The 25,433-nt window shown below is 49.5% G+C and carries 31 protein-coding genes; 4 read left to right on the top strand and 27 right to left on the bottom strand.

The features are described from left to right. Positions 1 to 21: 21 nt before the first annotated feature. From JW883_13785 to JW883_13725, 13 genes are all read right to left on the bottom strand, one after another. Positions 22 to 315: a hypothetical protein gene (locus JW883_13785; protein ID MBN1843337.1), complete on the bottom strand. Its 294-nt coding sequence runs from the start codon at positions 313 to 315 to the stop codon at positions 22 to 24. Next, the gene (locus tag JW883_13780; protein ID MBN1843336.1) at positions 312 to 557 is read right to left on the bottom strand and encodes a DUF4040 domain-containing protein; all 246 of its coding nucleotides are present in this window, start codon (positions 555 to 557) and stop codon (positions 312 to 314) included. The genes JW883_13785 and JW883_13780 overlap by 4 nt, the downstream gene beginning before the upstream one ends. Continuing rightward, entirely contained in the window at positions 554 to 871 is a 318-nt protein-coding gene (locus JW883_13775; GenBank protein ID MBN1843335.1) for a monovalent cation/H(+) antiporter subunit G, read from the bottom strand. Before JW883_13775 ends, JW883_13780 begins: the two co-directional genes overlap by 4 nt. After that, on the bottom strand, positions 865 to 1,137 hold the full coding sequence (locus tag JW883_13770; GenBank protein ID MBN1843334.1) for a pH regulation protein F: 273 nt from the start codon (positions 1,135 to 1,137) through the stop codon (positions 865 to 867). The genes JW883_13775 and JW883_13770 overlap by 7 nt, the downstream gene beginning before the upstream one ends. Beyond that, entirely contained in the window at positions 1,134 to 1,664 is a 531-nt protein-coding gene (locus JW883_13765) for a Na(+)/H(+) antiporter subunit B (protein ID MBN1843333.1), read from the bottom strand. Before JW883_13765 ends, JW883_13770 begins: the two co-directional genes overlap by 4 nt. A 181-nt stretch (positions 1,665 to 1,845) precedes the next feature. Next, complete coding sequence (locus tag JW883_13760) at positions 1,846 to 2,547, bottom strand: Na+/H+ antiporter subunit E (protein ID MBN1843332.1); 702 nt, start codon at positions 2,545 to 2,547, stop codon at positions 1,846 to 1,848. 49 nt (positions 2,548 to 2,596) lie between these two features. After that, positions 2,597 to 3,355 (bottom strand): universal stress protein, encoded by a 759-nt coding sequence (locus JW883_13755; GenBank protein ID MBN1843331.1) that lies wholly within the window; start codon positions 3,353 to 3,355, stop codon positions 2,597 to 2,599. Between the two features lie 44 nt (positions 3,356 to 3,399). Then, entirely contained in the window at positions 3,400 to 3,792 is a 393-nt protein-coding gene (locus tag JW883_13750) for a response regulator (GenBank protein MBN1843330.1), read from the bottom strand. Positions 3,793 to 3,871: 79 nt separating this feature from the next. After that, positions 3,872 to 5,647 (bottom strand): Na(+)/H(+) antiporter subunit D, encoded by a 1,776-nt coding sequence (locus tag JW883_13745; protein ID MBN1843329.1) that lies wholly within the window; start codon positions 5,645 to 5,647, stop codon positions 3,872 to 3,874. Continuing rightward, positions 5,640 to 5,882 carry a hypothetical protein gene (locus JW883_13740; GenBank protein ID MBN1843328.1) on the bottom strand — a complete coding sequence of 81 codons (243 nt, stop codon included), beginning with the start codon at positions 5,880 to 5,882 and terminating at the stop codon, positions 5,640 to 5,642. The genes JW883_13745 and JW883_13740 overlap by 8 nt, the downstream gene beginning before the upstream one ends. Positions 5,883 to 6,046: 164 nt before the next feature. After that, positions 6,047 to 7,528 carry a monovalent cation/H+ antiporter subunit D family protein gene (locus JW883_13735; GenBank protein ID MBN1843327.1) on the bottom strand — a complete coding sequence of 494 codons (1,482 nt, stop codon included), beginning with the start codon at positions 7,526 to 7,528 and terminating at the stop codon, positions 6,047 to 6,049. A gap of 9 nt (positions 7,529 to 7,537) precedes the next feature. Then, complete coding sequence (locus JW883_13730) at positions 7,538 to 7,900, bottom strand: response regulator (protein ID MBN1843326.1); 363 nt, start codon at positions 7,898 to 7,900, stop codon at positions 7,538 to 7,540. Between the two features lie 453 nt (positions 7,901 to 8,353). Next, positions 8,354 to 10,618 carry a sigma 54-interacting transcriptional regulator gene (locus tag JW883_13725; protein MBN1843325.1) on the bottom strand — a complete coding sequence of 755 codons (2,265 nt, stop codon included), beginning with the start codon at positions 10,616 to 10,618 and terminating at the stop codon, positions 8,354 to 8,356. Positions 10,619 to 10,823: 205 nt separating this feature from the next. Here JW883_13725 and JW883_13720 point away from each other — a divergent pair, with 205 nt between their 5' ends. Continuing rightward, complete coding sequence (locus JW883_13720) at positions 10,824 to 11,102, top strand: hypothetical protein (protein MBN1843324.1); 279 nt, start codon at positions 10,824 to 10,826, stop codon at positions 11,100 to 11,102. Between the two features lie 93 nt (positions 11,103 to 11,195). Here the strand turns inward: JW883_13720 and JW883_13715 are convergent, their stop codons facing one another. Then, entirely contained in the window at positions 11,196 to 11,627 is a 432-nt protein-coding gene (locus tag JW883_13715) for a response regulator (GenBank protein ID MBN1843323.1), read from the bottom strand. 287 nt (positions 11,628 to 11,914) lie between these two features. Here JW883_13715 and JW883_13710 point away from each other — a divergent pair, with 287 nt between their 5' ends. Together JW883_13710 and JW883_13705 are read left to right on the top strand one after the other, a co-directional pair. Further along, positions 11,915 to 13,033 carry a PAS domain S-box protein gene (locus JW883_13710; GenBank protein ID MBN1843322.1) on the top strand — a complete coding sequence of 373 codons (1,119 nt, stop codon included), beginning with the start codon at positions 11,915 to 11,917 and terminating at the stop codon, positions 13,031 to 13,033. Then, on the top strand, positions 13,024 to 14,268 hold the full coding sequence (locus JW883_13705) for a response regulator (protein MBN1843321.1): 1,245 nt from the start codon (positions 13,024 to 13,026) through the stop codon (positions 14,266 to 14,268). The genes JW883_13710 and JW883_13705 overlap by 10 nt, the downstream gene beginning before the upstream one ends. Before the next feature lie 59 nt (positions 14,269 to 14,327). Here the strand turns inward: JW883_13705 and JW883_13700 are convergent, their stop codons facing one another. From JW883_13700 to JW883_13650, 11 genes are all read right to left on the bottom strand, one after another. After that, positions 14,328 to 14,810 carry a Crp/Fnr family transcriptional regulator gene (locus JW883_13700; GenBank protein ID MBN1843320.1) on the bottom strand — a complete coding sequence of 161 codons (483 nt, stop codon included), beginning with the start codon at positions 14,808 to 14,810 and terminating at the stop codon, positions 14,328 to 14,330. 52 nt (positions 14,811 to 14,862) lie between these two features. Continuing rightward, positions 14,863 to 16,638 carry a Na(+)/H(+) antiporter subunit D gene (locus JW883_13695; GenBank protein MBN1843319.1) on the bottom strand — a complete coding sequence of 592 codons (1,776 nt, stop codon included), beginning with the start codon at positions 16,636 to 16,638 and terminating at the stop codon, positions 14,863 to 14,865. Further along, positions 16,631 to 16,891, bottom strand: a complete 261-nt coding sequence (locus JW883_13690; GenBank protein MBN1843318.1) for a hypothetical protein — start codon at positions 16,889 to 16,891, stop codon at positions 16,631 to 16,633. Before JW883_13690 ends, JW883_13695 begins: the two co-directional genes overlap by 8 nt. 165 nt (positions 16,892 to 17,056) lie before the next feature. Continuing rightward, positions 17,057 to 18,535: a monovalent cation/H+ antiporter subunit D family protein gene (locus JW883_13685; protein ID MBN1843317.1), complete on the bottom strand. Its 1,479-nt coding sequence runs from the start codon at positions 18,533 to 18,535 to the stop codon at positions 17,057 to 17,059. A gap of 21 nt (positions 18,536 to 18,556) precedes the next feature. Further along, positions 18,557 to 20,050 carry a monovalent cation/H+ antiporter subunit D family protein gene (locus JW883_13680; GenBank protein ID MBN1843316.1) on the bottom strand — a complete coding sequence of 498 codons (1,494 nt, stop codon included), beginning with the start codon at positions 20,048 to 20,050 and terminating at the stop codon, positions 18,557 to 18,559. Next, positions 20,047 to 20,457 (bottom strand): cation:proton antiporter subunit C, encoded by a 411-nt coding sequence (locus tag JW883_13675; GenBank protein MBN1843315.1) that lies wholly within the window; start codon positions 20,455 to 20,457, stop codon positions 20,047 to 20,049. The genes JW883_13680 and JW883_13675 overlap by 4 nt, the downstream gene beginning before the upstream one ends. A 22-nt stretch (positions 20,458 to 20,479) precedes the next feature. After that, positions 20,480 to 21,304 (bottom strand): Na(+)/H(+) antiporter subunit B, encoded by an 825-nt coding sequence (locus tag JW883_13670; protein ID MBN1843314.1) that lies wholly within the window; start codon positions 21,302 to 21,304, stop codon positions 20,480 to 20,482. After that, positions 21,301 to 21,546: a DUF4040 domain-containing protein gene (locus JW883_13665; GenBank protein ID MBN1843313.1), complete on the bottom strand. Its 246-nt coding sequence runs from the start codon at positions 21,544 to 21,546 to the stop codon at positions 21,301 to 21,303. Before JW883_13665 ends, JW883_13670 begins: the two co-directional genes overlap by 4 nt. Before the next feature lie 3 nt (positions 21,547 to 21,549). Beyond that, positions 21,550 to 21,873 carry a monovalent cation/H(+) antiporter subunit G gene (locus JW883_13660; GenBank protein MBN1843312.1) on the bottom strand — a complete coding sequence of 108 codons (324 nt, stop codon included), beginning with the start codon at positions 21,871 to 21,873 and terminating at the stop codon, positions 21,550 to 21,552. A 48-nt stretch (positions 21,874 to 21,921) separates the two neighbouring features. Next, positions 21,922 to 22,197 carry a pH regulation protein F gene (locus tag JW883_13655; protein ID MBN1843311.1) on the bottom strand — a complete coding sequence of 92 codons (276 nt, stop codon included), beginning with the start codon at positions 22,195 to 22,197 and terminating at the stop codon, positions 21,922 to 21,924. Then, on the bottom strand, positions 22,197 to 22,652 hold the full coding sequence (locus JW883_13650) for a Na+/H+ antiporter subunit E (protein ID MBN1843310.1): 456 nt from the start codon (positions 22,650 to 22,652) through the stop codon (positions 22,197 to 22,199). The genes JW883_13655 and JW883_13650 overlap by 1 nt, the downstream gene beginning before the upstream one ends. A gap of 637 nt (positions 22,653 to 23,289) precedes the next feature. Here JW883_13650 and JW883_13645 point away from each other — a divergent pair. Then, positions 23,290 to 23,718 carry a response regulator gene (locus tag JW883_13645; protein ID MBN1843309.1) on the top strand — a complete coding sequence of 143 codons (429 nt, stop codon included), beginning with the start codon at positions 23,290 to 23,292 and terminating at the stop codon, positions 23,716 to 23,718. A 3-nt stretch (positions 23,719 to 23,721) separates the two neighbouring features. Here JW883_13645 and JW883_13640 read toward each other — a convergent pair whose 3' ends face one another. Both JW883_13640 and JW883_13635 read right to left on the bottom strand, forming a co-directional pair. Beyond that, positions 23,722 to 24,876, bottom strand: coding sequence for a PAS domain S-box protein (locus tag JW883_13640; protein MBN1843308.1), 1,155 nt, complete (start codon positions 24,874 to 24,876; stop codon positions 23,722 to 23,724). After that, positions 24,863 to 25,357, bottom strand: a complete 495-nt coding sequence (locus JW883_13635) for a response regulator (GenBank protein ID MBN1843307.1) — start codon at positions 25,355 to 25,357, stop codon at positions 24,863 to 24,865. Before JW883_13635 ends, JW883_13640 begins: the two co-directional genes overlap by 14 nt. Between the last annotated feature and the right edge of the window lie 76 nt (positions 25,358 to 25,433).

The raw sequence follows: 25,433 nt of genomic DNA, 5'->3' as shown, positions 1-25,433 counted from the left end.
TTGTAATGGTTAACCACGAATTCAAACATGGCGCTTCCCCCGGCTCTTACGTCCTATTCTCAATAACAATATGCATGCCATGCCAGCCGTAAAGACAACCGTGGTTTCCCCCAGCGTGTCATAGCCCCTGTAGTCGGCCAGGGTCGAGGTCACCACGTTGGGAGTTGCCGTATCTGCCATGCTGTGGCGAACGTAATAAGGCGACACATGAGCGCTGGCAGGGGAATGGGGATCACCCCAATGAGGCATGTCGAGAGTCCCGTATATGAGTGCAGCTCCTACAAGAACCGCGCTAATAAGGCTTAGAATTTTCAATCTTTTGACCTCCTTTTTGTCTTACTCACAGCTCCGATCATAAGCACCGTCCCGATACCTGCACTCACAGAGGCTTCCGTAAAGGCCACGTCAATGGCGGCCATTTCAGTCCAAAGCAGACACATGAGGAAGCTATAGGCGCCAAGAATGACGACCGCGCTCAAGAGATCTCTTGTCATAAGAGCCCCTATGGCACATATGTAGACAAAAAGAAGTAGGATTAAGTCGAATGCCAGGATCATTTTTTGCCTCCTTCCAGCAGGGTCCACGGCTGGACGCCACACCGAAACGCCGCCCTTGAAATAGCGTGGGTAGCTGTGGGTTGCGCCAGGAACATAAAGACTGCAATAAAAACGATCTTTGCGCTGGTCAGTGAAAACCCTTGGTATACGGCAAGCCCTATGAGTGATATAAGGACAGCGAGCGTATCTCCTTTGCCGGTGGCGTGAAGCCTTGCAAAGAAATCGGGCAGACGCAGCAGGCCCAAGGTGGCCGTGGTAAAGAAGAAGAAACCAACCAACATCAGTAATATGCATATAACGTCTTTGACTAGCATGATGCTTCTCCGCTCGTTTCAAGATATTTTGCCAAAACCACCGTCCCTATGAAATTCAATAGGGCATATACCATACTGATGTCGACAAACATGTCTATCCTGTCGTAGATAACGCCCATGAGGAGTAGGATGATCAACGTCTTTGTGCCGATGGCAGAAATTCCGGCAGCCCTGTTCAAGACATTAGGTCCATACGTGGCCCGGTATAAACAAAATAACACCAGGACGCACATCCCCACACCCAGAATCAAGAAAAATTGAGTCATTTCACACTCCTGTCATCTCCAGAGGATTCCCCTGCTGTATATATGGCAAAAAAGACCACGCACATGACCGCCATGACCGCCAAGGCGACCCCGATCTCGATACCCAAGATCCCCAGTGACCTTGCCTCGGCCTCTGTAACCAGAAGAAGCTTGCTCAGCCTCCCATAATCGAGATAATTTCCACCCAGGATCAGACAAAGGACCCCGATGCCCCCGTAAACAAGGACGCCAATACTACTGATGACCCCTGCCAGCTTTTCGGACATCCGCTTCCTTGTTTTTTCAAAACCGTGGCTTATACCTAACAACACGAAACCGGCCGCCAAAATCACACCCCCCTGAAAGCCTCCTCCTGGGCTGTGATGGCCGTGCATGACCACGTAGAGGGCATAGACCACAATAAAAGAAACAAGTAACCTGGCGAGTGTCTTCACAATTACGTCTTGGCTGTCTCGTGTCATTCTGTGCCCTTTCATGTCAACGACCTGGTTTCTTCGAGGCCGTCTGGCGCCTGAATGAAAAGCCATGTTCAGGCAACATCCGAATACCCAATGATAAAATAACCCTAACCCACACGTTGCGAATCCGATCTTTTTGCCATGGGAGCCTTTCTATTTTGTCCTTGTTTCGTATTTGCGGCTTGCGCCTTGAGAACAGTATCTGCTTCGGATTTTTACCGAAAAAACAGACCCTTCGGTCAAGCACTATCTATACACGCAGCACTTGATATATCCGCGCAGCATCCAAGATATCCTGCACGTACAAATGATCCGCCTCCATGAATATATGAGCCACCCTGTCTTCCATCTCACCGGCATTCAGATCATCGGCAACCTTTTGGTCCAAGGCGTGCACGTAAAACACCCCATCCCTGATATCCATTGTAATGGTCCCGGGCGTCAGGGTAATGGAATTTGCCAGGGTGACGCTCGAGATATCAGTCTCCAGTTTTGTCTTGAACGTCACTATCTGAGGATCTATTGGCATTCTGTAACGCAGTACCACAGAAGCCACGTGGAGATTGGACAACACAATCTGTTTAATCAGCCACGGAATATACGAAATAAATCTGGCCACCACGATGCGCATGTCTCCGACCCTCACGTTGGCAAATAACAAGTCATGGAATAGGTATGCCACCAGACCACAACAGATGGCTCCAAGCGTGAGATGAAACGCATCAAAATGTCCTGAGAGTAACATCCAGAAGGCAAAGAGAATAAAAGCCGTTCCAACGAAGTTCTGAAATCGCGTTTTTCTTCTTTGGGCCCCGGAAACTAGAACCTCCCACCTACTTTCTTCAAGAAACCGGGTCTGCTCTCCCGTAAACTGAACGGCTGTATCTAATATGCCTAGAGCATTCCCCCTGGCCTTTTCCAGAATCCTGAAAGCGTTCTCTGTGGCCTCCATCAGTAAGGTCACTTCCATCTTCGTCTCCTTTGGCAGATCCTCCCAGGAATCAAGGGATGACCAGTGTGGGCACCACAGATGCCTCTGCCACCCGACAAGAGTGACTTTGGGACAAAAGGTCCTTCAGGGGAGACTTGCCAGTGGTCCCCATGACGATACACGTGGCGTCATAATCCCTGGCCGCCAGCATGATTTCTTCAGACGGCTTGCCCGCATAAACATGGGCTTCGGCATCGATCCCGTGATCCAAAAATGTCTTCCGTGTCTGCGAAAGCCTCTCTTTGAGATTTCCCATGTCTCTTACAGATAGCTTTCTGGCTAAGACATAGACGATCTCCAGCTCCTTGATGATCGCCTTGAATTCTAGCAAATAACCGCGGGCCTTTTCAGAGGCAACCGACGAGTCATCAGCAAATATGACATGTGTAAACATACCCTCTTGTGCGGACCCGGGCGCTTCCACATTTTTGGGCAAGATGATCACAGGCACGCGGGATGATCTGAGCAAATCCTTTGTCAGGGATCTGCGGACCCATCCACTTACATCCCTCTTGAGGCTGGCTGCAATTAGTGAAACCTTTTCTCGGTCGGCTACATCCAAGATACTACGCACCATCTGCCCTTCCACCACAAAGGCCCTCGAGTTAATGCCGTCTTCGGCGAGCCTTGTTTCCCAGCCTTCCACTTTGGTTGCATGCAAAAAGACGATTTCCTCAAGCCCCAGTGTGCGAAGTTCCATAAAGCGCTGAACTTCTGAAAACTTTGGCTGCCTGACGGCTGTGGCATACAGTAATTTTTTTATCTGCATCACTGACCTACTTCGTCCCTGTCGGCAAATTCATCAAATGCATCCTAACCTAATATCTTTTTTACAGTAGCTGCCAGACGATCCGGTGTCACCGGCTTCTCCAGATATGCATCTGGATCGGGTACGCTCTCGCCCATAAATTCCGCCTGGGCCGCCTGTGCGCGCAATGCTGTCCTCTTAGCTACCCCGGAATATATGATGACCGGAATATTTCTGAGAACCTCAGAGGTCTTCAGTTCACGATACATCCTGATTCCACTCTGTTTTGGCATTAAGATATCCATGATAATCAAATCAGGTTTCTGTTGTCTTATTATATCCATAGCTTCTTCGCCATTTGTTGCCAGTATGGGCAGGTAGCCATTCTCTTCCAGAACGGTAGAAACAAATTCCCTTACGTGATCTTCGTCATCCACACTGAGTATGGTCTTTCCCATCAGGATACCCTCCGAATATGTCTTTGGGCTTGCTCAGGCTTTTGCGGCCTGCAACAGGGCAGACAAAAATCGCCTCTCGTTACGCCACAAAGGCAAAGACCACAAAAAGCGAAAACAGAAAGACCAGGGACAGGAATACAGCTGCACCCATGGGCGCCAGGCTGGTTGCTTCCGGCCTTGTCTCTCTCTCGCCCTCGACCGCCACCACGGCAGCAGGACCCTTTCCCGTTGCTTTCACATAAAGTGTCACGAGCGAGCTAATCGGTGTCCTACTTAGCCGGCCCAACCATACTGGAATCGCACGGGCAATGGCCCGGTCAGAAAGCGCGTTAATGCCATTCAAAATCATGCTCGCGACATAGTAAAAAAGACGTCCCCCCTTGCGGTAGAACCAATCGGTATCAAGATTCATAGCTCTCATTTCAGCAGGATAATACCCGGAGAGTATGAGAAGACAGAAGGCCAGGGCGCCAAACATCAGCAATTGCAATTGACCCACCACATGAGCCCCGGTGTAAGGCACGTAATCAACCGGGTAAGGAAGAATGTTATAGAGAGGACCTGGAAATATCGCGATCGCAACACACAGAAAGGCAGCAATGCCCATAGCAAGGAGCATATTAAGGGGAGGTTCCTTTGTCCTTATGCCCGAGTCATGACCAAAAAATGTGAAAAAAGGCACCTTTATGCCAGCATGGTGAAACACGCCTGCCGAAGCAAATTGTAAAATGAGCCATACAACGGTCAATTTTCCGTACGCCGCCGCACTGATAATCATGGATTTACTAACAAAGCCGCTAAAAAGAGGAAATGCGGAGATGGATGCCGCGCCTATCATACAAAACAGGCAGGTCAGAGGCATGGTTTTATACAAACCACCCAGGTCCGTGCATCTTATCTTTCCGGTCATATGCAGAACAGAACCGGCTGACATGAAAAGGAGGGCCTTGTACAAGATATGACAAAAGGCATGGGACACAGTGCCATTGATTGCCAATGCCGTCCCGATGCCGATCCCACACATCATAAATCCAACCTGATTAATGAGGCTGTAGGCCAGCACCCGCCTAATATCATTTTCAAGGACCGCATAAAAAATGGGCATGGCCGTCATGAAGGCCCCGACCCATATCAGGAGCTCGGTACCCGGGAAAGTCCTTGCCATCACATATACTGCGCTCTTCGTAGTAAGAGCGCTCATAAACACCGCACCCGTTACTGTTGCTTCCGGATAGGCGTCCTGAAGCCACGGATGCAGTGGAGGGATAGCAGCATTCAGGGCAACCCCGATAAATATCAGCCAGGAACCTATGCCGCTCAACCCTATGTAACTAAACTCTGTTGTGCCTGAATCGTGGATATAGATCATGATGCCCGCCAGAAGGCATAGCCCTCCGAAAACATGAACAAGGACATACCTGAAGGCTGCGCCTTGCGATGCTTTTGTTCTGCGTGCAAGGATCAGAAATGTGGAGCTGATTGCCAGTAATTCCCAAAACACATAGAGAGACAAAAAATCACCTGAAAAAGTAATACCCAGGGCGCCACCGGCATACATTAGCGCCGATACGTGCTGCAGGTCGTCTTCTACTTTCAGGGCAAAAAGAATCCCTATGAAGGATATAATCGTAAATATATATCCAAAAACCATACTGAGCCGGTCAACCCTGCCGAAGATGAGATCGTTGCCCAGGAACTTGACAATCCAGTACTTACCTTCCGGCATGTTCACAAGGATTGCAAAGGCAAGAACAGGCAGGAACAACATAAAGGCGGATTTGAGCTTTCCCCTTAAGAAAGGCACAAAAAGGGCGCCGCCAATAAATATTGCTGCTGGGGGAATCGAACTAATCATAATACTCCTCGTCCCTCTTGACAAATAAGCGTAAGACCTTTGCTATGAAAATGAGGGCCACGCAAGAGATAAACCCATACACTGCAAAAAAATCCGTGGCGCCTTCCCATGGAAACTCAGCATGCTTATGGACAAAAAAATCAACGATGAGAAGCACTACCAGGGATGCATAAAACAAACCCAGAAATTTCTTTACGTTTTCCGGTTTGTCAAAAATCTTGAGTTCTTTTTTCATCGAAGCCAGCTCCCTGTCTTTTGTCACGAAATTGGTTACAAAAAAGACCTAAGAAAAATGATAGCCAGATATAGAACAGCTACAAGGACTATGAGATGAAAAAACTTTCTGTATCCTGGTACGGGTTCATGAGAAAGGATCATTTTCTCTTTACTCATCTTAATCTACCCTCCTAGCATGCTTTGGACTGCTATCTCAGCTAAGTCAAAAAAAGGCTGGGGATAAAAAAACAAAACGATAGAACCCACTGCCGACAACACAAGTGGGATGACGCACCACCTGGGAGCCTCTTTGATTCTATTTTCAAACAAAGACTCCTCCTTCTTGCAGAAGAAGGCCCTGTAAACAATCGGCAAAAGATACGCAGCATTTAGCAAAGTGCTTACGAGAAGGACAATCAACATAACGACTTGATGGGCTTCGAGCGTCCCCAACAAAAGATTCCATTTACTTATAAAACCACCACAAGGTGGAAGCCCTATAACGCTCAGGGAGCCGATAAAAAAGGCAGTCATAGTGACCGGCATCCTTTTTCCTAACCCGACCATGTCGCTGATATTTTTCTTGCCGGTGGCCACAAAAATAGCCCCGGCACAAAAAAACAGAGTTATCTTGCCAAAGGCATGCATAGAGATGTGGACCATGCTGCCAATCATCCCTGTTGAGGAAAGGAGTGCTATCCCGAGTACAATATAGGAAAGCTGGCTGATCGTTGAAAAGGCCAGACGTCGCTTGAGGCCGTCTTGAGAAAGGGCAATGAGTGAGGCGACTATGACAGTAAAGGAAGCCACATAACAGACGACCGTGCCAAAATGGAGCGAGGATAATAGTTCTGTGCCAAAAACACCGGTTATCACACGAAGGATGCTAAAGGCCCCCACCTTGACAACGGCCACCGCATGCAACAAAGCGCTCACCGGCGTGGGCGCCACCATGGCTGCAGGCAGCCATGAATGAAACGGCATAACCGCTGCCTTGGCGAATCCGAAGATGAACAGGAGCAAAAGGAACCCGATCAGGGCCTTGGATCCGGTTCCTGCCAAAAAGCCTTGCTTTGAAAACTCAAGTGTGCCGGCAAGATCGTAGGATATCAGCATGGCAGGTAAGACAAACGCTATAGAGGTCCCCATGATGTAGAGGAGATATTTGCGCCCTGAGCTATGGGCCTCAGCATCCTGGTGGTGAGTCACCAGGGGATAAGTGGCAAGGGAAAGCATTTCGTAGAAAAGATAAAGCGTTAGGAGATTCGCAGCAAAGGCCACCCCAATGGTGGCCGACAGAGCCAGGGCAAAAAAACAGAAATACCGGGTCTGGCTGTGCTCGTCGAGTCCTCGCATGTAGCCTATGGAATAGGCAGATGTGATGATCCAGAGTGAAGAAGATACGAGCGCAAAAAGCAATCCAAGGGCATCCACCCTGAATGCCAGTCCTACGCCCGGCACGATATCTATGAGATTATAGACGATCTCTTGTCCCCCCAAGACCACCGGTATCATGGAAGCAACAATACCAAACTTTGTCACCGCAGCCAGAAAGGTCCAGCCCTCCCTCAGATTCGGTCTCTTACTGGAAACAATAATGAAAAGCGTGCAAAAAAGAGAGGCAGATACGGCCAGTACGGGCTTAATTGACGTGATTGTTTCCATGTCCTTAACTCACACTCCCAGGGCTGATTGTACCATCTGTCTTACTTCCTGTTCGCTAATCGGTTTGTGGAGGCAGCCAAACGCTCCAAGGCCCATGGCCTCCTTGATCTCATCTTTCTTGTTGGTACGGGGCACATATAGCACCTGCCAAGCCGGAGCCTCACTTAAGACCATCTGCAAATCCATTAAGCGTGGCTGGGTACAAATAGACGCATCGATGACGATCACACCCTGATCGTTACCGCCAGGCTTTGCGATGAAATCCGCACAGTTCTCGTAACGTCTCAACTCGTAACCAAAATGATTCGCGATCCTTCTCATGACTTTCTCAAAACCCCGATCCTGCGTAATGACAACAAATCCGTAATCCATACGCCCTCTCCCCTCGTTAGCCATCCAAGGGCGGGATGCCCCAGGAAGACAAATTCTCGAGGTTATTGAGCCCGAAGAGACTGTCGCCCTGGACTAGAGTGGGCTTGCTTCTCCTGTCCCAAAAAGAGCCGTCTGTTCCACTTACGAAAGAACTCAAATGAGGCATTACAGGGAGACAGCCAAGCTAGCTACATCATAATCAAATTGCGTGCCAGGGCTCAGAATGCGTTTTAGAAATGGATCTGATTTGAATAACTATTTAATGTTATGGGCTATTTTGAGGAAGGAAGGGAGAAAGGAAGGATCGACAAGGGTTGGTAAAAAGTGTTCAGTATCCGACGCAAAAAAAGATCAATAGGCTACTATGCCTGTTACTTCGGCAAGTTAACGACTGTCTAAAATACAACATAGGAAATCGAATTGTACAAGATGCTCGCTCATCCCCTACTGTCTTCACGGTCGAATACCGTGCTTTTCAAGTTTGCTGTAAAGCGTGCCTCGGCTTATGTCCAAGAGGCGAGCAGCCCTATTCTTGTTCCAACTGCACTCTCGCATGACACTCACAATAAGATCCCTTTCATTCTTTGACAGGGAGAATTCCTTGGCAGCGCCTGCTCGACTCCTAATCCTGTCAGGGAGCACGTCTGCCCCAATGTGGTCTCCGGAAGCCAACACAGTGCATCTGGCCACCGTGTTTTGAAGCTCTCTCACGTTGCCCGGCCAATCATAGTCCATCATCAGTGTCATGGCCTGAGTATCAAACCCCATGATGTCTTTTCCCTCGATCAGGCAATACGTTTTTAGAAAATGATTCGCCAGCAGCGGCACATCCGTGATGCGTTCCCGCAAGGAAGGCAGCCTTATCGGTATGACGTTCAGACGATAGTAAAAATCTTCGCGCAGACGGCCTGCTTTCATTTCCTTTTCCATGTCTTTGTTCGTGGCTGCAATGACCCTGACATCGACCTCCACAGGACGATCTCCTCCCACGCGCTCGAAACTCTTGTCCTGTAAGAATCGCAGCAGAAGCACTTGCGTGTCCAGCGGCAAATCAGCCACTTCGTCCAAAAAAAGAATGCCCCCCTGGGCCCTTTCCAGCCGCCCCCGCTTTCGACTCATGGCCCCGGTGAAGGCCCCTTTTTCGTGCCCGAAAATCTCTGAGTGGACCAGGGTCGGGACAAACGAAGAGCAATGGGCGACGATGAACGGGGTATCCTTGTATCTGCCCACCCGGTGGACGGCACGGGCAACCAGTTCCTTGCCCGTGCCGCTCTCCCCCGTGATCAGGACTGTGCTGCCAGAGGCGGCTACCGCTTGGATCAGCCCGTAGACTTCCTGCATAGGCTGGCTGCGGCCAACAATGCCCATGAACCCATCTAATCCGGCCAACTGCTTCTTGAATGCTTCCTCTCTGACCTCTTTAGAGATCTGGTAACGAATCACACCGGAAATCTGACGGATCAGGGCTTCAACAAAGGCGAAATCGTGCTCCACCTCAATATCTGCGGAAGATGAACCGAGCATGAAGAGGCCATGGCATTCGTTTTCTACTTCGACAGGTACGGCTATCCAGGTACGAAATCCCGCTGCCAGCTCTCGTATGGCGGCCGGGCAATCGCCCTTCTTCTTTCCTGAGCACATTGGCGTCATTTTCCCGTTGCTCAACAAGTGTCGCAAGGCGTCTTCCAACTTCAGGCTCTTGATTTTCCTTTTGGCTCGATCATAGCAGGTTTCCATAATGTCCACTTTGCCCGCCCGAGGGAAATAGAAGCTGTTTCGGTTGGGACTTAGCAGGAAAAGCCAGCTCTCGAAACCGGGATAAAAATCTTCCATGATATGCCACAGGACGTCACACATTCCTTTCAGATCGTATTCCTTGGTCACCCTAAAAAGAACGCGATTGATGGCTTGAAGTTCGTTATGCCTTCTCTGGAGTTCCCGCTCGCTCTCCTGCAACGCTTCCTCGGCCCGCTTGCGTTGCGTAATGTCCTTCATGTACTCAATGATGCCCACCACACGGCCGCTTGAATTCTTAAGGGGAAACACAGAAAGATCGATCCACTGTATGGTGTTGTCTTCTGAAGGATAAGGAAGGATTGCACTGTTGGCCTCGCCTGTCGCAAGGGTACGAAGTGACGGGCATCCGGGACAAGGAGCCTCCCTTTGCTGGTAGACCTCGTAGCATTTCTTGCCAACCAGCGGCATCCGGGAAGTATACATGCTCTCCAACCAAGGACTCACGCGAATAATATTGAATTCACAATCTAGAATGGTCATCCCATCCTGGATAGCGTCGAAGAGGCTTTGGAGGAAGCGACCGTCCTCCCGCAAAGCCTGTTCCGCCCGCCTGCGCTCTGCAATCCTTTCTTCCTCAATCTGGAAAACATCCCAGAAAAGGCGGGCAACAACATGATCCATCAATCGGACGTGATCCGGCTTGGTTTGGGAGATCTCGTTGGCCACATCGTCTGAACCCGTTAACTCGATGATCATATTGAGATTCTCAAGCCTGTAGAAATCGCGGTAGTCTGTTGTGGCGTAAATGCCCTGTTCACGTGCATACCGGCACGCCACGGTCTCCGGATTGATGTCGGCTACTCCAAGCAACTTCATTCGGAGTCCCTTGAACTTCTCCGCAAGTATCATATCCATAATCGCCTTACACCCCAGACCGCCACCCACCATGGCTACATTGAGCGCTTTGTCCTGTTTCATCATTTGCTCCTGCTTCGTTTCCATCCAGAAATGGCTTCAGGGAAAAATCCCTCATTGCTTGATTGTAAACTCATCTAGCGACCAAGCTTCTACACACGACTCATGGATGGAAACTACGTAAGGAATCTCACAACAAAACTTTGATTTATCTGTACAATAACAGGTGATCGCTTGTCAAACTGCCCATCGATAGAGAGCGTTTACACCCATGTCCGGGTTGCTCTCTGCCGTGGTCTCTATCATAGTACTGAAGCGACGTTCTCCTGTTTGCACAAAGACATGGAAAGCACACGGGCGGGTACAATATATTCGACGGAAGGCGACAGAGATATTTGCTGACTGGCGTGAAGAACTCCCAAGGATGAGGTATCTCCACGAGGCTGAAAGCGTGTTCCAACACGCTTGTGGACGCCGGGGAGACGAGGCAAAAATGGAAGAGCATCAAAGAACTCTGGTTCGTGCTGCCAAACGTATCCTCTACGATTGATTAATGGCTGAAAAACCCTCTCAGGATGACTCCCAGAGTCCTGACCGGAGACCCGGTCAGGACAATTCTCACATTGTAAAACGCTGCCAGACCTCACTCTTTCAACGCTTCTTTGACGGCCTTTAACAACTCAACGGCATCAATCGGTTTTTCAATATAGCCGTCAGGAATCGTGTATCTTGTCAATCCTGTAGTCTCGACAAATTTCTTCTCATCCCGCATCGGCTGTTTGTACATGAAGTTTCTGAAATCCACGCCCGTCACCTCAGAGACTCCCGTTATAACGACTACCGGGATGTGGCTCATGTCCGGGTCATTTCTCAACTCCTGGAACATGGTAATACCGCTTTTTTTCGGCATCATCAGGTCGAGCAATACCAGATCCGGTTTCTCCTTCCTCAAGACTTCAAGCCCGTCAACCCCGTCGCTGGCGCCGATAGTTGTATAACCGTTCTCCTCCATAACCGCACTCACAAAGGTGATAACATCCGGCTCATCGTCCACGATCAATATTTTCTTGGACATTTTTCTCCTCCTTTCAATGATAACCGCCAAAACCCCTATGACTTACTTGACTAAAAACCTAAATATACCACAAAGTGCCCGGGTTTGAAAGAGCTAATTGGAAGAAAAAAGAATACTTTGAACGCATTAGTTTCTTATGATATGTAGTCAACTTATATGAGCTTGAGGACCGGTCAGAAAAAGCGGTTACATCTGTAGAGGAAGTCGTTGACAACAAAAAGAACGGTCAACATTAAACCTTCTACGAACCATTGTATATCACCCTATCATTGATCCTGTCAAGGTCTATGACATCTGAAGATAAATATCGCCTTCTCTTTGATTACGATCCGAATCCGATTTTTATGGTCGATGTGGAATCGGCCAGGATCCTGGATGCGAACAAGTCCGCCAGCGTTACATATCAATATGACCACGAAAAACTACTGGAAATGTCCTTTCTCGAACTGTTTGATGCGGACAGCGCAGATCGACTCCGGAAACATCTTCACGGCTTTTCCAAGGAGGAATCCCTCTTCATCCCCAAGTTGTGGGCCAGGAGGAAGGACGGTGAAAATTTCTATATCAATTTCCATTCCCGGACCGCAACACTTCAAGAACTCAAGCATGAACCATCCGATCTCTTTTACGTTATCCGAACTGTTGATATCACTGAACGTCTTGAACAGGAGGCTCACCTAATCCAGGCCGGCAAAATGGCTACACTCGGTGAGATGGCAACCGGTATTGCTCACGAACTCAATCAGCCCTTGAATGTAATCAGGGTCGGAGCTGACTTTTTTGCCAAGATGATAAAACACGGGCGCAAAATCTCTGATGAACGGTTACTAAAAGTGAGCCGCAATATAGGCGAGCAGGTGGACAGGGCCACCAGCATCATCAACCACCTGCGAGAGTTTGGCCGAAAGAGCGACCTGGAAGTATATCCGGTGAACCTCAACGACCCTATCCGGGATATACTTACCATCATTGGCCAACAGCTCATACTGCGAAACATCGAAGTGAGTCTGAGGTTGGATGAACCCCTCGGCAAGATTCTTGCCGACAAGAACCGCCTGGAACAGATCTTCCTGAACCTGGTAACAAATGCCAGAGACGCCATGGACGCAAAGGGGCCGGAGGCAATCAAGAAGCTTACGATTACCACATACCAGGAAAGGAGCAAAGTGGTTGCTCTGGTCGCTGATACAGGCGAGGGCATGTCCAAAGAAACTCGCGAGAAAATATTTGAACCCTTCTTCACTACAAAGGAGGTCGGAAAGGGAACCGGCCTGGGGCTCTCAATTACCTATGGCCTGGTCAAGGATTTCGGGGGCGATATCGAGGTAAAGCTCTCCTCAGATATTGGCACCATATTTAAGGTTTCCTTTCCGATCCATTCAGAAGAACGAGGTCTATCAGCTTGACAAAAATCTTAGTCATTGACGACGAACGGCCGATCCTGGAAGTGCTGGATATCTCCCTTTCCAGCGAAGGATATGACGTAATCACTGCTGAAAACGGCGCAGAAGGGTTAAAAATGTTTGAGGAGCAGGGCCCCAAGCTTATCCTAACTGACATCAGGATGCCCGGCATGGATGGCATAGAGGTGCTCAAAAGGATCAAGGCCTCGAACAATGAAGCCGAGGTTATCGTTATCACTGGTCACGGCGACATAGATTCAGCCATATCAGCGCTTCAGCATGGGGCTTCAGATTTTATTAACAAGCCGATACGAGATGAAGTCCTCCTGCTTTCCCTCCAAAGGGCCCAAAAAAAGATAGCCATAAACAAACAGTTAAAGGACTACAGGGAAAACCTGGAGCACAAGGTTGAAGAGTGTACGGTGGAGTTGAGGCAGGCACAGGGGGAATTGATAAAAACCGAGCGACTTGCCACTATCGGAGAAACCGTAGCCGGATTGGCCCACTGCATCAAGAATATCCTGACAGGTCTGCGCGGCGGCATGTACATGGTGGATACAGGCATGGCCAAGGACAAACCCAGTATGCTTGAAAACGGATGGGCCATGGTCCGTCGCAATACCGAGAAAGTTTCAGACCTTGTCCTGGACCTCTTGACATACTCCAAAGAAAGGATGCCCGAACCAACTTTATGCAGGCCCAACGAGATCGTCTCAGAGATCGTTGAACTTCTCCACAAGAGGGCTGAAGAAAATGGTGTCAAGCTTATCCAGCTTGTTGATCCGAATCTGAAAGAGGCATACCTGGACCGGGATGGCATTTACCGGGTATTGTTGAATCTGATCTCAAACGCTATTGATGCATGTATCTACGATACAGACACCTCCTCCAAAGCCTGGAAGGTCACCGTACGGACCAGGCTTGAAACCGAGGCTGACGCCGGAGAAACCATCCTCTTTGAGATCTCTGACAATGGAACGGGGATGACTGACGAGGTAAAGAAAAAACTCTTCACCAGGTTCTTCAGCACAAAAGCAGGGCGAGGCACGGGGCTTGGTTTACTTGTCACGCAAAAGATCATACGCGAACACGGCGGCGAGATCTCTTTCGAGTCAAAGGCTGGTGAGGGAAGTACTTTTTTCGTTCGACTAAAGAGGGAAATGCCTGAGGATATGGAAGCTCAAAGCTCATTCAGCCGTCGTAGCCACTCTGGCGAAGTCGGCAAGCTCAAAGTATAAAGTAGATCTTAGACTCTCAGCTTCTCTTCCTTTCAGCCTTCAGCTTTGAGTTCATCCGTTTACAGGCCCAGGAGCATTGCTATCTCGGGATGTCTGGTTACGACCTTGAGAAACTGAGCCGACCGGCGTTCCAGACGGTTCTCAAGGATTCTTGCCGCCTTTTGCATGAAGAGATATCCCATGGTGTGGTCCTGGTCAAGGAGGGCGAGGAGTTTGTCTCCGGCCATGACGAATATTTCGGAGGGTTCAGAAGACACCGCATAAGAGGTGTGAGACGCCGACGGAGTCAGGGCTGACCAGCCAAAAGAATAGCCCGCCTTTATTGCACCCAAGGAAATAATAATGGTTGGGGCAACCTCTGCCTCAAGCAACACCTTTCCCGCTTTCAGCGAGTAAAAATCCTTGGCCACGTTGCCGGCTTCATAAATCATCTCTCTTTCCCCAAACGATCTGGCTTCAGCAATGGGGGCCAGCTTTTCGAGCATCTGATCCGTCAAGTTTTCAAACAGCATGATTCTTTTTAATTCTTCTACGGAAACCATATGTATGTCTCTCCTCTACATCGCCGAATCTTTGTAATCGGACAGGTTCATATCACAACAGGACGTAAACCACAATCAGAAAAATTGTAGCTATGGCCGCACTGATTCCAACAGGGGAAGTGCCTGTCTGTAAGGCTGCACGAACGCTGGCTTTTTTGAGCGTGAGTTTTTCTCCAGTTGCGCCGCCTGCGGTCAACACAGGCACCAGGAATAAAAGTGCAGCCCTTATATGACCGTCCCTTGAGATACGGCCAAGAAAACCGGCCAGACCACCCACAAAAATCACTTCCGAAATCCTGTTTATTCCGTTGAAACACTTGTCCATGACAAAGTAGAAAAGCCGCCCTCCCTTGCGGTAAAACCAGTCGGCATCGATGTTAATACCCCTTCTCTCAGGCGGATAGACACCGGCAGCCAGTAGAAGCACAAAGGCCAAAGCAGAGAACAAAAGGAGCTGGGCCATACCGACCACGTGGGACGCTGAGTACGGAACAAAGTCCACAACCGGGTAAGGAAGAAGCTTATATAAATAATTGGGGAACAGACCTATGGCAATACACAGGAATGCTGAAATGCACATGGCAAAGCACATATTCAGAGGGGCTTCCTTCGGACGCAGGCCGGAGTCATGACCAAAAAATGCGAAATAAGGCACCTTGATGCCTGCATGTTCGAGGACTCCGATTGAGGCAACCATCAAAAGGAACCATATGATCACCAAATGATTTTCTACAGCCGCCTGTATAGTCATGGATTTGGTGACAAACCCGCTCAAAAACGGGAAGCCAGAGATTGATGCAGCCGCAACTATGCAGCATATAGCGGTAATAGGCATCGTCCTGTACAGCCCCCCCAAGGCCGTGCAATTAATCTTCCCCGTACGATGCAGGACAGCTCCCATCGACATAAACAGAAGGGCTTTATAGAGACAGTGGGCAAATACATGGGAAACCGCACCGTTAATGGCCAACTGCGTTCCTATGCCAACGCCGCACACCATATACCCCACCTGGTTGATCAGGCTGTAGCTCAGGACTCTCCTTAAGTTGTTTTCAATGACTGCAAAGAAGACGGGAAACACAGTCATAATTGCCCCAATCCAGATCAAGATCTCCGTGCCTGCAAACCCCCTGGCCAAGGTATAGACAGCAGTCTTTGTTGTATAAACACTCAGGAATACAGTCCCGGTGGGAGTGGACTCCGGATAGGCATCCGGTAACCACGCATGGAGAACAGGCCAGGCGGCATTTACGCCAAAGCCAAGCAATATCAATAAAGACGCCGTGCTGTTTAATCCGATATATCCGAATTGAAGACTTCCCGTCTCTCTCAGGTAAAGCACGATGCCTGTCAAAAGGCATAAGCCCCCAACAGCATGGACCAGTACGTATCTATACCCCGCGAGGGTGGCTGCTGTCGTCCTCCGTGACCAAATGAGTATTGCAGAACCTACAGTCAACATCTCCCAGAAGATAAACAATGACAACAGATCCCCTGCAAAGACAACCCCGAGGGCGCTGCCGGAGTAGATGAGCCCTGCAAAATGTTGGAGATCGTCTTTTACGTGAAGGGAATACAGCAGAGCGACAAAAGCTATAATATGGTAAATATAGCCAAAAAGGAGGCTCAGCCTGTCCACCCTGCCGAAGATGAACTTGAGACCGAAGGCCGAAACAATAAAATTAGACCCTTCGGGGATATTGATCAAGTTTATAAAGCCGATTACGGGAAGCAACAGCAAGAAGGCAGACTTCCATTTCCCTTTGATCAGAGGAACGACTAATGCCCCAACGATAAATATGAGTGCCGGCGGAACTACATCAATCATAGTAATCCTCTCGTCTTCCCACTATCGGCCGCAGGATGTGTTTTGCGGCAAATACGATCAATACAAAGGTTACAAACCCGAAGACGGCATAAAACTCCGGCCACCCCTCCCAGGGGAGAAGAACATGTTTGTGGATAAAGAACTCAGCGATAAGCAGACCAGCCAGCACGCCTAAAAAGTACCCAAAGGCTATTTTCACGTTTCTAGGCTTTTCAAAAAAAAATTTTTTTTCTTCGCCTACCTTTTCTTTCATGGCAAACTCCTCAAATCCTAAAAAGTATTCACGAAAATAATACCCAGGTATAACGCGGCTATTATACTCGCTATAAGCAAAACGGCCTTGTACGGCGCAATAGCGTCGTGGGAAAGCTCCATCTTACCCTCTATTTCATCGCGTCTTTCCTCGGTCATGGTCATGCTATATCCCCATTATACTGCTTACTGTCATAGTAGCCAGCTTAAGAAATGGCTCGGGAAAAAATAGAAAGACAATGGAGAGCACCGCAGTGATTACCAAGGGTACCACGCAAAAAACTGGTGCCTCTCGCACTTTGTTTTCAAACAGTGCGTCTTCCGCCCTGCAGAAAAACGCCTTATAGACAATAGGCATAAAGTAACAAGCATTCAGAAAAGAGCTGCCAAGCAAGACAACCACAATCGCCATCTGATCGGCCTCAAGCGATCCCAAGAGAAGGTACCACTTGCTCCAAAACCCGCCGCAAGGAGGCAGTCCCGTAATGCTCAATGCGGCAACAAAGAAGGCAGCCATTGTGACCGGCATCCTCCTGCCGATTCCAATCATCTCGCTGATATTTTTCTTGCCTGTGGCCACAAAGATCGCGCCTGCGCAGAAAAACAGCGTAATCTTGCCAAAGGCGTGCATGGCGATATGGAGCATTCCACCGGTCAACCCCTTGGGGGAGAGCAGGCCTATACCAAGCACGATGTATGAAAGTTGCGCAATCGTGGAAAAGGCAAGCATCCTTTTTAGGCCGTCTTGAGAAAGGGCAATCAATGAGCCGACCAAAATCGTAACAGAAGCAACAAAAATAATAATACTTCCGAAATCAAAAGAGAGCAACAGGTCGGTTCCAAAAACCCCGGTCAAGACACGAACGATGCTAAAAACGCCAACCTTTACAACTGCCACTGCATGCAGCAAGGCGCTGACCGGCGTGGGTGCCACCATGGCTGCAGGGAGCCAGGAGTGAAAGGGCATAATCGCTGCCTTGGCAAACCCGAAAATGAACATAAACAAAAGGAGGCCAAGCAAGGGCTTTGATGCGGTTCCGGCCAAAAAGCCTTGTTTCCCAAACTCAAGCGTACCGGCAAGGTTGTAAGATATAAGCATTGCCGGCAAGGCAAGCCCGATAGACGTACCCGCGATGTAGAGAAGATATTTCCGTCCGGACTTTCGCGCCTCATGGTCCTGATGGTGTGTGACCAACGGATAGGTGGCCAAAGAAAGTATCTCATAAAAGAGATAAAGTGTCAGCAGATTCGCTGAAAAGGCCACCCCGACTGTGGCTGAGAGGCAAAATGCGAAGTAGCAAAAATACCTGGTCTGGCTGTGTTCTTTTAGCCCTCGCATGTAACCTATGGAATAGGCCGATGTCACAATCCACAGCGACGAGGACACGAGGGCAAAGAGCATTCCAAGGGCGTCAACTCTGAACTTGATCGCGGCCCCCGGCACAAATTCAGCCACCGTGTATACGATCTCGGTCCCTTTCAAAATGGTTGGAAGCATGGAAAGGACGATCAAGAACTTTGCAAGGGCCGCCACAAAGGTCCAGGCCTCCCGGACATTCGGTGCCCTGCTTGAGACCAGCAAAGGCGTGATCAACAAAGAGACCAGGACAGCCAGCAAAGGTTTTATTGACGTAATCGTTTCCATATGCTCCTTATTTCATCCCCATCATATCAGCCCTTTTGGCACGGCGAATCTGATTATGTAGTTCACAATATCACCGGTATATAACCCGACCACGACCAGACCTGCGGCCACGATAAAAAGAGGAACCAGCATAGTGAGCGGGGCCTCAGCCATTGGTTCCTCAGTATGATGATCGTGCCCGTGATGGTCGCTAAACGGTTCAAAAAAACCAATCTCAATGATCCTGAAAAAGAGAACCACGTTTACCAAACTGCTGAAAATCAGCGCCACCATGAAACCGTATTGGCCGGCCTGAATCGCCCCGGAGATCAGATACCACTTGCTGAAAAAACCGCACGTCGGAGGGACCCCGATGATGGACAGAGCCCCTACGACAAAGGCCCCCATGGTGAAGGGCATTTTACGGAACAACCCTTTGAGATCATCAAAGGCGTATCCCTTGAGTTTATAGACAATGTTGCCTACCACGAGAAAGGCGCACAGGGTCATGAGAGCATCGTTCAAAATATGTAGGATCGCGCCTGTCATCCCGTCACGGTTTCCAAGCCACGCCCCGCCAACCATATAGCCGACTTCCGCAACAATGATGTAGGTTAACATCTTCTTCAAGTCACGCTGCGCCAGCGCAAGTATTGCCCCCATGACTATGGCAATGACGGCGAGCCAGACAATAGGTTCGCTTATGTTCAGCATGGTAAAGGCAAAATCCGGAGTAAAAACGGTCAATATGAGACGGATCATCACATAGACCATCACCTTGGTCACCAGAGGGGCAATCAAGCTGCTGGCCGCTGAAGGGCCGTGCGTGTAAGCATTGGGAAGCCAGGCATGCAGCGGAAAGAAGGCCATCTTGAGCCACACGCCTACAAGGCAAATGATAAAGGCGGCCAGAACTGCCTTGGACTGGTAAAGGGGCGGCAAAAGATGAGCAATGTCCACCATATTCAATGAACCCGTTACAATGTAAAGGTATCCGACGCCCAACAGATAAAAGCATGCCCCGATGGTGCCCATGTAAAGATAATTGAGCGTCGAAAGGCAAGCGCGGTCCTCCCCCATGGCAAGCATCCCGTAGCCGGTAAGCGCAGTGATCTCCAGCAGCACATACAGGTTAAAAGCGTCTCCGGTGACGACGATACCCAGAAGACCGGTAACCTGCAAAACATACAATGCGTAGAATGCACCCATCTTATCCGGCATCTCGAGTTCGATGCTCTTCTTGCTCGCTATCAGATTAAGGAAGGCCACGACTGACACCACCGCCAGAACGAGCCCGTTGAGATGGTCCACGTAGTAGGCAATGCCCATTGGGGGATCCCATCCTCCCAATTTGTAGACAATCACCCCTTCATTCAAGACCCTCAGTAGCAGGCCAATGCATGAATAGGCCGCCACCCCCAAAGCTGCAACGGCAATGGGGAAACACAATCTTTTGTTTACCAAACCGGCAATACTGATCACTAAGGCCGAAAGGAGCGGGACAACGACAAGCAGTGCAGCATATTGTTGGCTCATTTTTCCCTAATCTGTGCTAGAATTTCGTCTTCTTCCAAAGTGTTATGTTGGTTATAGATTCTTATGGCTAAAGCCAGGGCCACCCCCAGGGTTGCCACGCCCACCACGATGGCGGTGAGCATCAGCACGTGGGGCAATGGGTTGATATAGTCCACAGCCTGTACAAGGTGACTTGCAGCACCATGGCCGTGCTCGCCATGGCCATGCTCTAGAATCGGAATGGTGCCCCCTTTCTTGACGCCAATGGACACATAAAACAGGATAATGGCGGTTTGAAAGATATTCATGCCTACAATCTTTTTTACCAGATTGTTTTTGGCGATCATGGCATACAGGCCGATCATCATCAGTGTGATGTAGATCCAGTAGTTGTACTTGGCCACAATCGTTTGAAGTAAATCACCCATAAGATACCCTCAAAATAAGTGCCTATAGCCCTTCATCATATTTGCCCATTGATGAGAGATTGCAGTAGATCCAGATCATGGTGCACATAACGGCGACTCCCACACCGATTTCTACAATGAGAATGCCGTGGGATCTAGCAGTAATCGCATCGCAATGGAGTACTGGCGTAAGAGCGCCGTAATCCAAAAAATTAAGCCCTAACAACAGACAGAGGGCTCCCGCGCCTGCGTAAATAAGGACACCGATAGCACAAAGGATGGCATCCAGTTTTTCCCGCATACGCCGAACAGCTGTTCTCAGGTCCTGCGACATAGCCAGCACGATGATGCTGGCTCCGAGTATCACGCCGCCCTGGAACCCGCCGCCGGGGCTGTGATGCCCATGGGCGATCACATACAGGGCAAAAAGTTGGATAAAGGGGATCAATAATCGGCAAACCGTCTTGATGATCAGATCAGGCGGGGTCCACATGGCGTCGATCCTTTCAAAGTCATCAGACAGCGGCAACTTCGCGCCCTCTACCCGCACGGTAACGCCGGTGAGAACATGCCGATAGAGTCTCTCTCCGGGCTCTTCGCGCAGAAAAACCCGCAGGAGGATAAAGCAGGCGAGCCCGGCCGAAAAAATCACCGTGGTTTCATACATGGTGTCATAACCCCTGTAGTCGGCAAGGACTGCGGTCACAATGTTAGGCACGGAAGTTTCCTCCATGCTCTTTTCAATGAAATGAGGAGAAAGATAAGTGCTGGCAGGAGAGGCCGGGTCTCCCCATGCTGGGAAATCCACCGTTGCATACATAAGCAGCGCACCGGATAAAACCGCTATGACGAGTCCTATGATCTTCAATCTTTTGTCCTCCTTGAAGTGCGGAAAACGGCCGCAACAAAAAAGACTGTGCTGACACCAGCCCCTACGGAAGCCTCGGTAAAGGCCACATCCACAGCCCCCATGACAGTCCAGAGCACGCACATCATAAAACTGTAAGCCCCAAACAGAATGGCAGCCCCCAGCAGATCCTTGACCATGAGAGAACCAATGGCCACTATGACAACCAAGGTGAGAACGGCCAAATCCAACTGCCAGATCATGAGCTATCTCCTTTCATCCCCTTTGACCCATGGAGCCAGGCCGGCCCTGACACCAGCGTCAACAATAGCGTGGGTGGCCGTGGGGCTGGCCAAAAAGACAAAAACTACGATCAGTATAATCTTCAGGCTTGTCAGCAAGGCGCCCAGACAGAAATGGTGGAGGTTGAACAGGGCCAGGCCGACCATGGCCAAAAGCAAGCCCAGGGTGTCGAGTTTACCGGCAGGATGGAGTCGCGAATAGAAATCAGGAAAGCGCAGAATCCCTAGGGCCCCTCCTGTAAAGAAGAAGAGCCCGGCAAACAAAAACAGTGTTACAATAATGTCCATTTCTCACAATCTCCCAGGAATTACGGTGTGGCCCTGTCAAGGCCGTATCTATTCGTCGTACAACCCTTTGCGCTTTTGAAAATACCTTGAAGCCGCCAGCACTGCGATAAAGTTCAACATGGCGTAAGCCAGGGCAATATCCACGAACATGTCCACCCTGTGGTAAACAAGACCGATCAGGATCAGCAATACCGCGGTCTTGCTCCCAATGGCATTGACCCCGATCATACGGTCCACGACCGTCGGCCCAAACACCCCTCGGTACAGTGAAAGGAGCATCAAGAAAGCCAGATACAGACTCGAAAAGATAAATATGTTATGCATCAGACTTCACCAAATGTTTTTGCGATCCTTGCCTCCATTTCGCCCGGCAAAGGCTCACCGGACGCCTTGTCAATGGCGTGGACCTTAAAATCCCCATCAAGCGATATATCAACCGTAATAGTTCCGGGGGTAAGTGTGATTGAATTGGCAAAGGTAACCAGAGCCATATCGCCTTTCAGCTTGCTTCTAAATTTTATGATTCTTGGATCAATCAGGTCCATCATCCTTGGATGGAAGACCAGATAGGTCACGTGAAGATTCGCCTTGATGATCTCGATCATCAGCCAGGGTATGTAGATGCCGAACCGGACCCATTGGCCAACGAGCCCCTCTATCTTGGGGGAGGGGAACAACAAGTCAGATGACAGAAAGGAGACAATTGCGCAAGAAATAAGCCCTAAGGTCATATGAAAGGGATCAAATTTGCCCGAAAGCAGCACCCAGAGACCGAACATGATGAGAAAGGTAAGAACAAAAGGATAAAAAAAGATGCGCCTGCTTTGTGCAGAGCGCACTGAGGCCGCATCCTCGCTTGGACTCGGGGAGCCCTGATGGTTGAGATTTCCGGGGTCCGGGGTATTCAACAACCAATCCCTCCTTAATCTGAGTAGTCGTCTACAGAAACGTTGGACAGAAGAGACGACAATACTAAGGTCACTTCCATTTGCATCTTGTTATTTTGCTCAGCTTAACTTTTACCTAAGGCGCAGTAACTTCCTCAAGCTGTCCAGCAAGTCATGTGCCAAGACCCAACAGAGCCTTAACTTATTTGCCAACACCTTGATTTCAAGGGAATTATGTCTTGACATTCAGGAAACGAGATGTATTTCGGCGTTCTGATATCAGCAGATTTATGCCGTTAGCATGACAAATGGACATTTATCGACATTTTTCTGCCGCTCTAGCATGGAAACACAAGCCGGAAACGCCCTGCGATGAAAAATGGTGTTATACCGTCTCTTGCGGACATATGTCCTGATCCGCAGCGGGGCCGGAACAAGCACGGGGGTCTGGCATGCATCATGCAGGAAACATACAACCATGCGCCTTTTCCCGTAACTTAAGCTAGGTGAAAGACCTATGAAGCAGGACATGAAGCCAAGGCTCTTGCTTGTTGACGACGAAGAAATGTTTCTCGAATATCTATCCAAACGACTGAGAAACCTGCGTTACGACGTAACAACGTGCTTGACCGGCGAAGAGGTCCTTGAAAAGCTAAGACAATGCGATTGCGATGTCGTCATACTCGACGTGCTCATGCCAGGTATCGATGGACTGGAAACACTTGTCGAAATAAAAAAAATGAAGCCCCTGACTGAGGTCATCATGCTAACCGGCCATGCTTCCATGGAATCAGGCATAAACGGGATGAGAATGGGCGCCTTCGATTACCTGAGGAAGCCCTTTGACACAGACGAACTGGTCTCTAAAATTGACAGGGCTTATGAGAGAAAAATCGAGCAGGAAGAACGTATCCGCCTGACAAGCAGACGTTACAACATTGAGTCAGAAGGTGTTTAATGATCACTGAGCCGGAATCTGAACCGTAAAGGTCGTTCCGACCCCTGCCGTGGTCTCAAATGACAGTTCTCCTCCGAGATTCCGAACAATGTTCTGGCATATCGGAAGCCCTAACCCGGTCCCCTTTCCAGGAGGCTTGGTGGTATAGAAGAGTTCAAAAATTTTGTCCTGATGTTCTTCGGGGATGCCCCCTCCATTGTCTTCAACGCTAACTTCGATCTGTGAGTCTCTCTTGAGCGTCCGTATCTCAATGCGGCCGCCTTCCCCGCCTTTGGCCACTACAGCATGAATTGCATTGGCGACGATGTTGACAAAGACCTGCTCCAACAATCTCGCGTCCGAGACCACGGGCAGGGGTCCTTCGACAAAATTCATGTCGATTTCGATGCTGCTATACTTCAGTTCGGACTTGAGGAGATCGACAGTCTCTTTGAGTGTTTCGTGGAGGTCAAACTCTTCCTTGGCAAGATCTGAATCGCGAACAAAGCCGAGGAGCTTATGCGTGATGTTCCGACAGCGCTCGGTCTGAGCCTTGATCTTCTTTACGACCCCTTCCAGTTCTTCGCGATCATCGGGACTAAGGCCCTTGGCATCGGCAATGACTTCCGCTGCCCAACCCGAGGCCTCATTAATAACTGCCACGGGATTGTTGATCTCATGGGCCACACCAGCGGCTATCCGGCCTATCTCGGCCAGCCTGTCCACCTGGATCAGGTCTTCTTGGAGCTTTTTCTGGCGGGTGATGTCCTGGCATATTCCAACCGAACCCACCCTTTGGCCTTCTCGGTTGGTCAGGTCCATCAAAGAAACATTACAATAGACAGTCTTCCCTCCTTTATGTCGTAAGGCAACGTCCAAGGCAACGGCGCAACCCCCTTGCTGGGAGGTTGCCATGACAGATCGGAACGACTCCGAATCTTCGGCCAAGTCACCAATAGGTCGGCCAAACACCTCCTCCAGGGAATAACCCAGTACCTTTGCGCCTCCCTTGCTAAAAGAGACCAGAATCCCCTCGGCGTCTGTCGCAAAAATCAACTCAGTGGAATTCTGCAAGATACACTGAAGGTATGCCCTGGTCTGGTGTAACTCGATCTTGTGGCTTTGCAGCTCACGGACAACCTTTTTGAGATCGGCCGACAGTGAGCTACTCGATTCCATAGATCTTCTGCAACTTGCCAATCGCCTTTCTTATCCCGTGTGCACCCAGCCCTGACGCTTGTATCTTCTCCACTTCTTCTCGGAACTTCGTAGCCTGCAACTCCATCTTTTTCTTGTAGGCATCCTTGATAGCAGCCACAAGCTGGTCGTAGTCAACAGGCTTGAGGAGATACTGAAAAGCCTCCTGCTGACCACTTTCTAATGCCGATTGTATGGAACCGTGGCCTGTGAGCACGATGCACTGAAGCAAGGGCTGGATCTCCTTAAGCCTCTCTTGAGTCTCCACTCCATCCATCCCGGGCATCTTGAGATCCACAACGGCCACATCAAAAGGATCTTCCTTTGCCACGTTGAGAGCTGCTTCTCCGGAAAAGGCGGCCTTTACTGTGTACCCCTGTTTCAAGAGCCGCTTGGACAGGAACTCAAGCAGAGTTTCCTCATCATCTACCAAGAGAATTCGAATGTTTTCCTGGTTGCTCATGGATTTCTCCTTTGGGTTTGGTATTAGGCTTTCATGTAGTCCTAATTGGTCGGGCTAAATAGTATTTTCTTGCCAA

The sequence above is a fragment of the Deltaproteobacteria bacterium genome, assembly GCA_016930875.1.
In the GTDB taxonomy this organism is placed as follows: Bacteria; Desulfobacterota; Desulfobacteria; order Desulfobacterales.
Note: the sequence above shows the minus strand (reverse complement) of the source record. Positions and strands in the feature narration are given on the sequence as shown.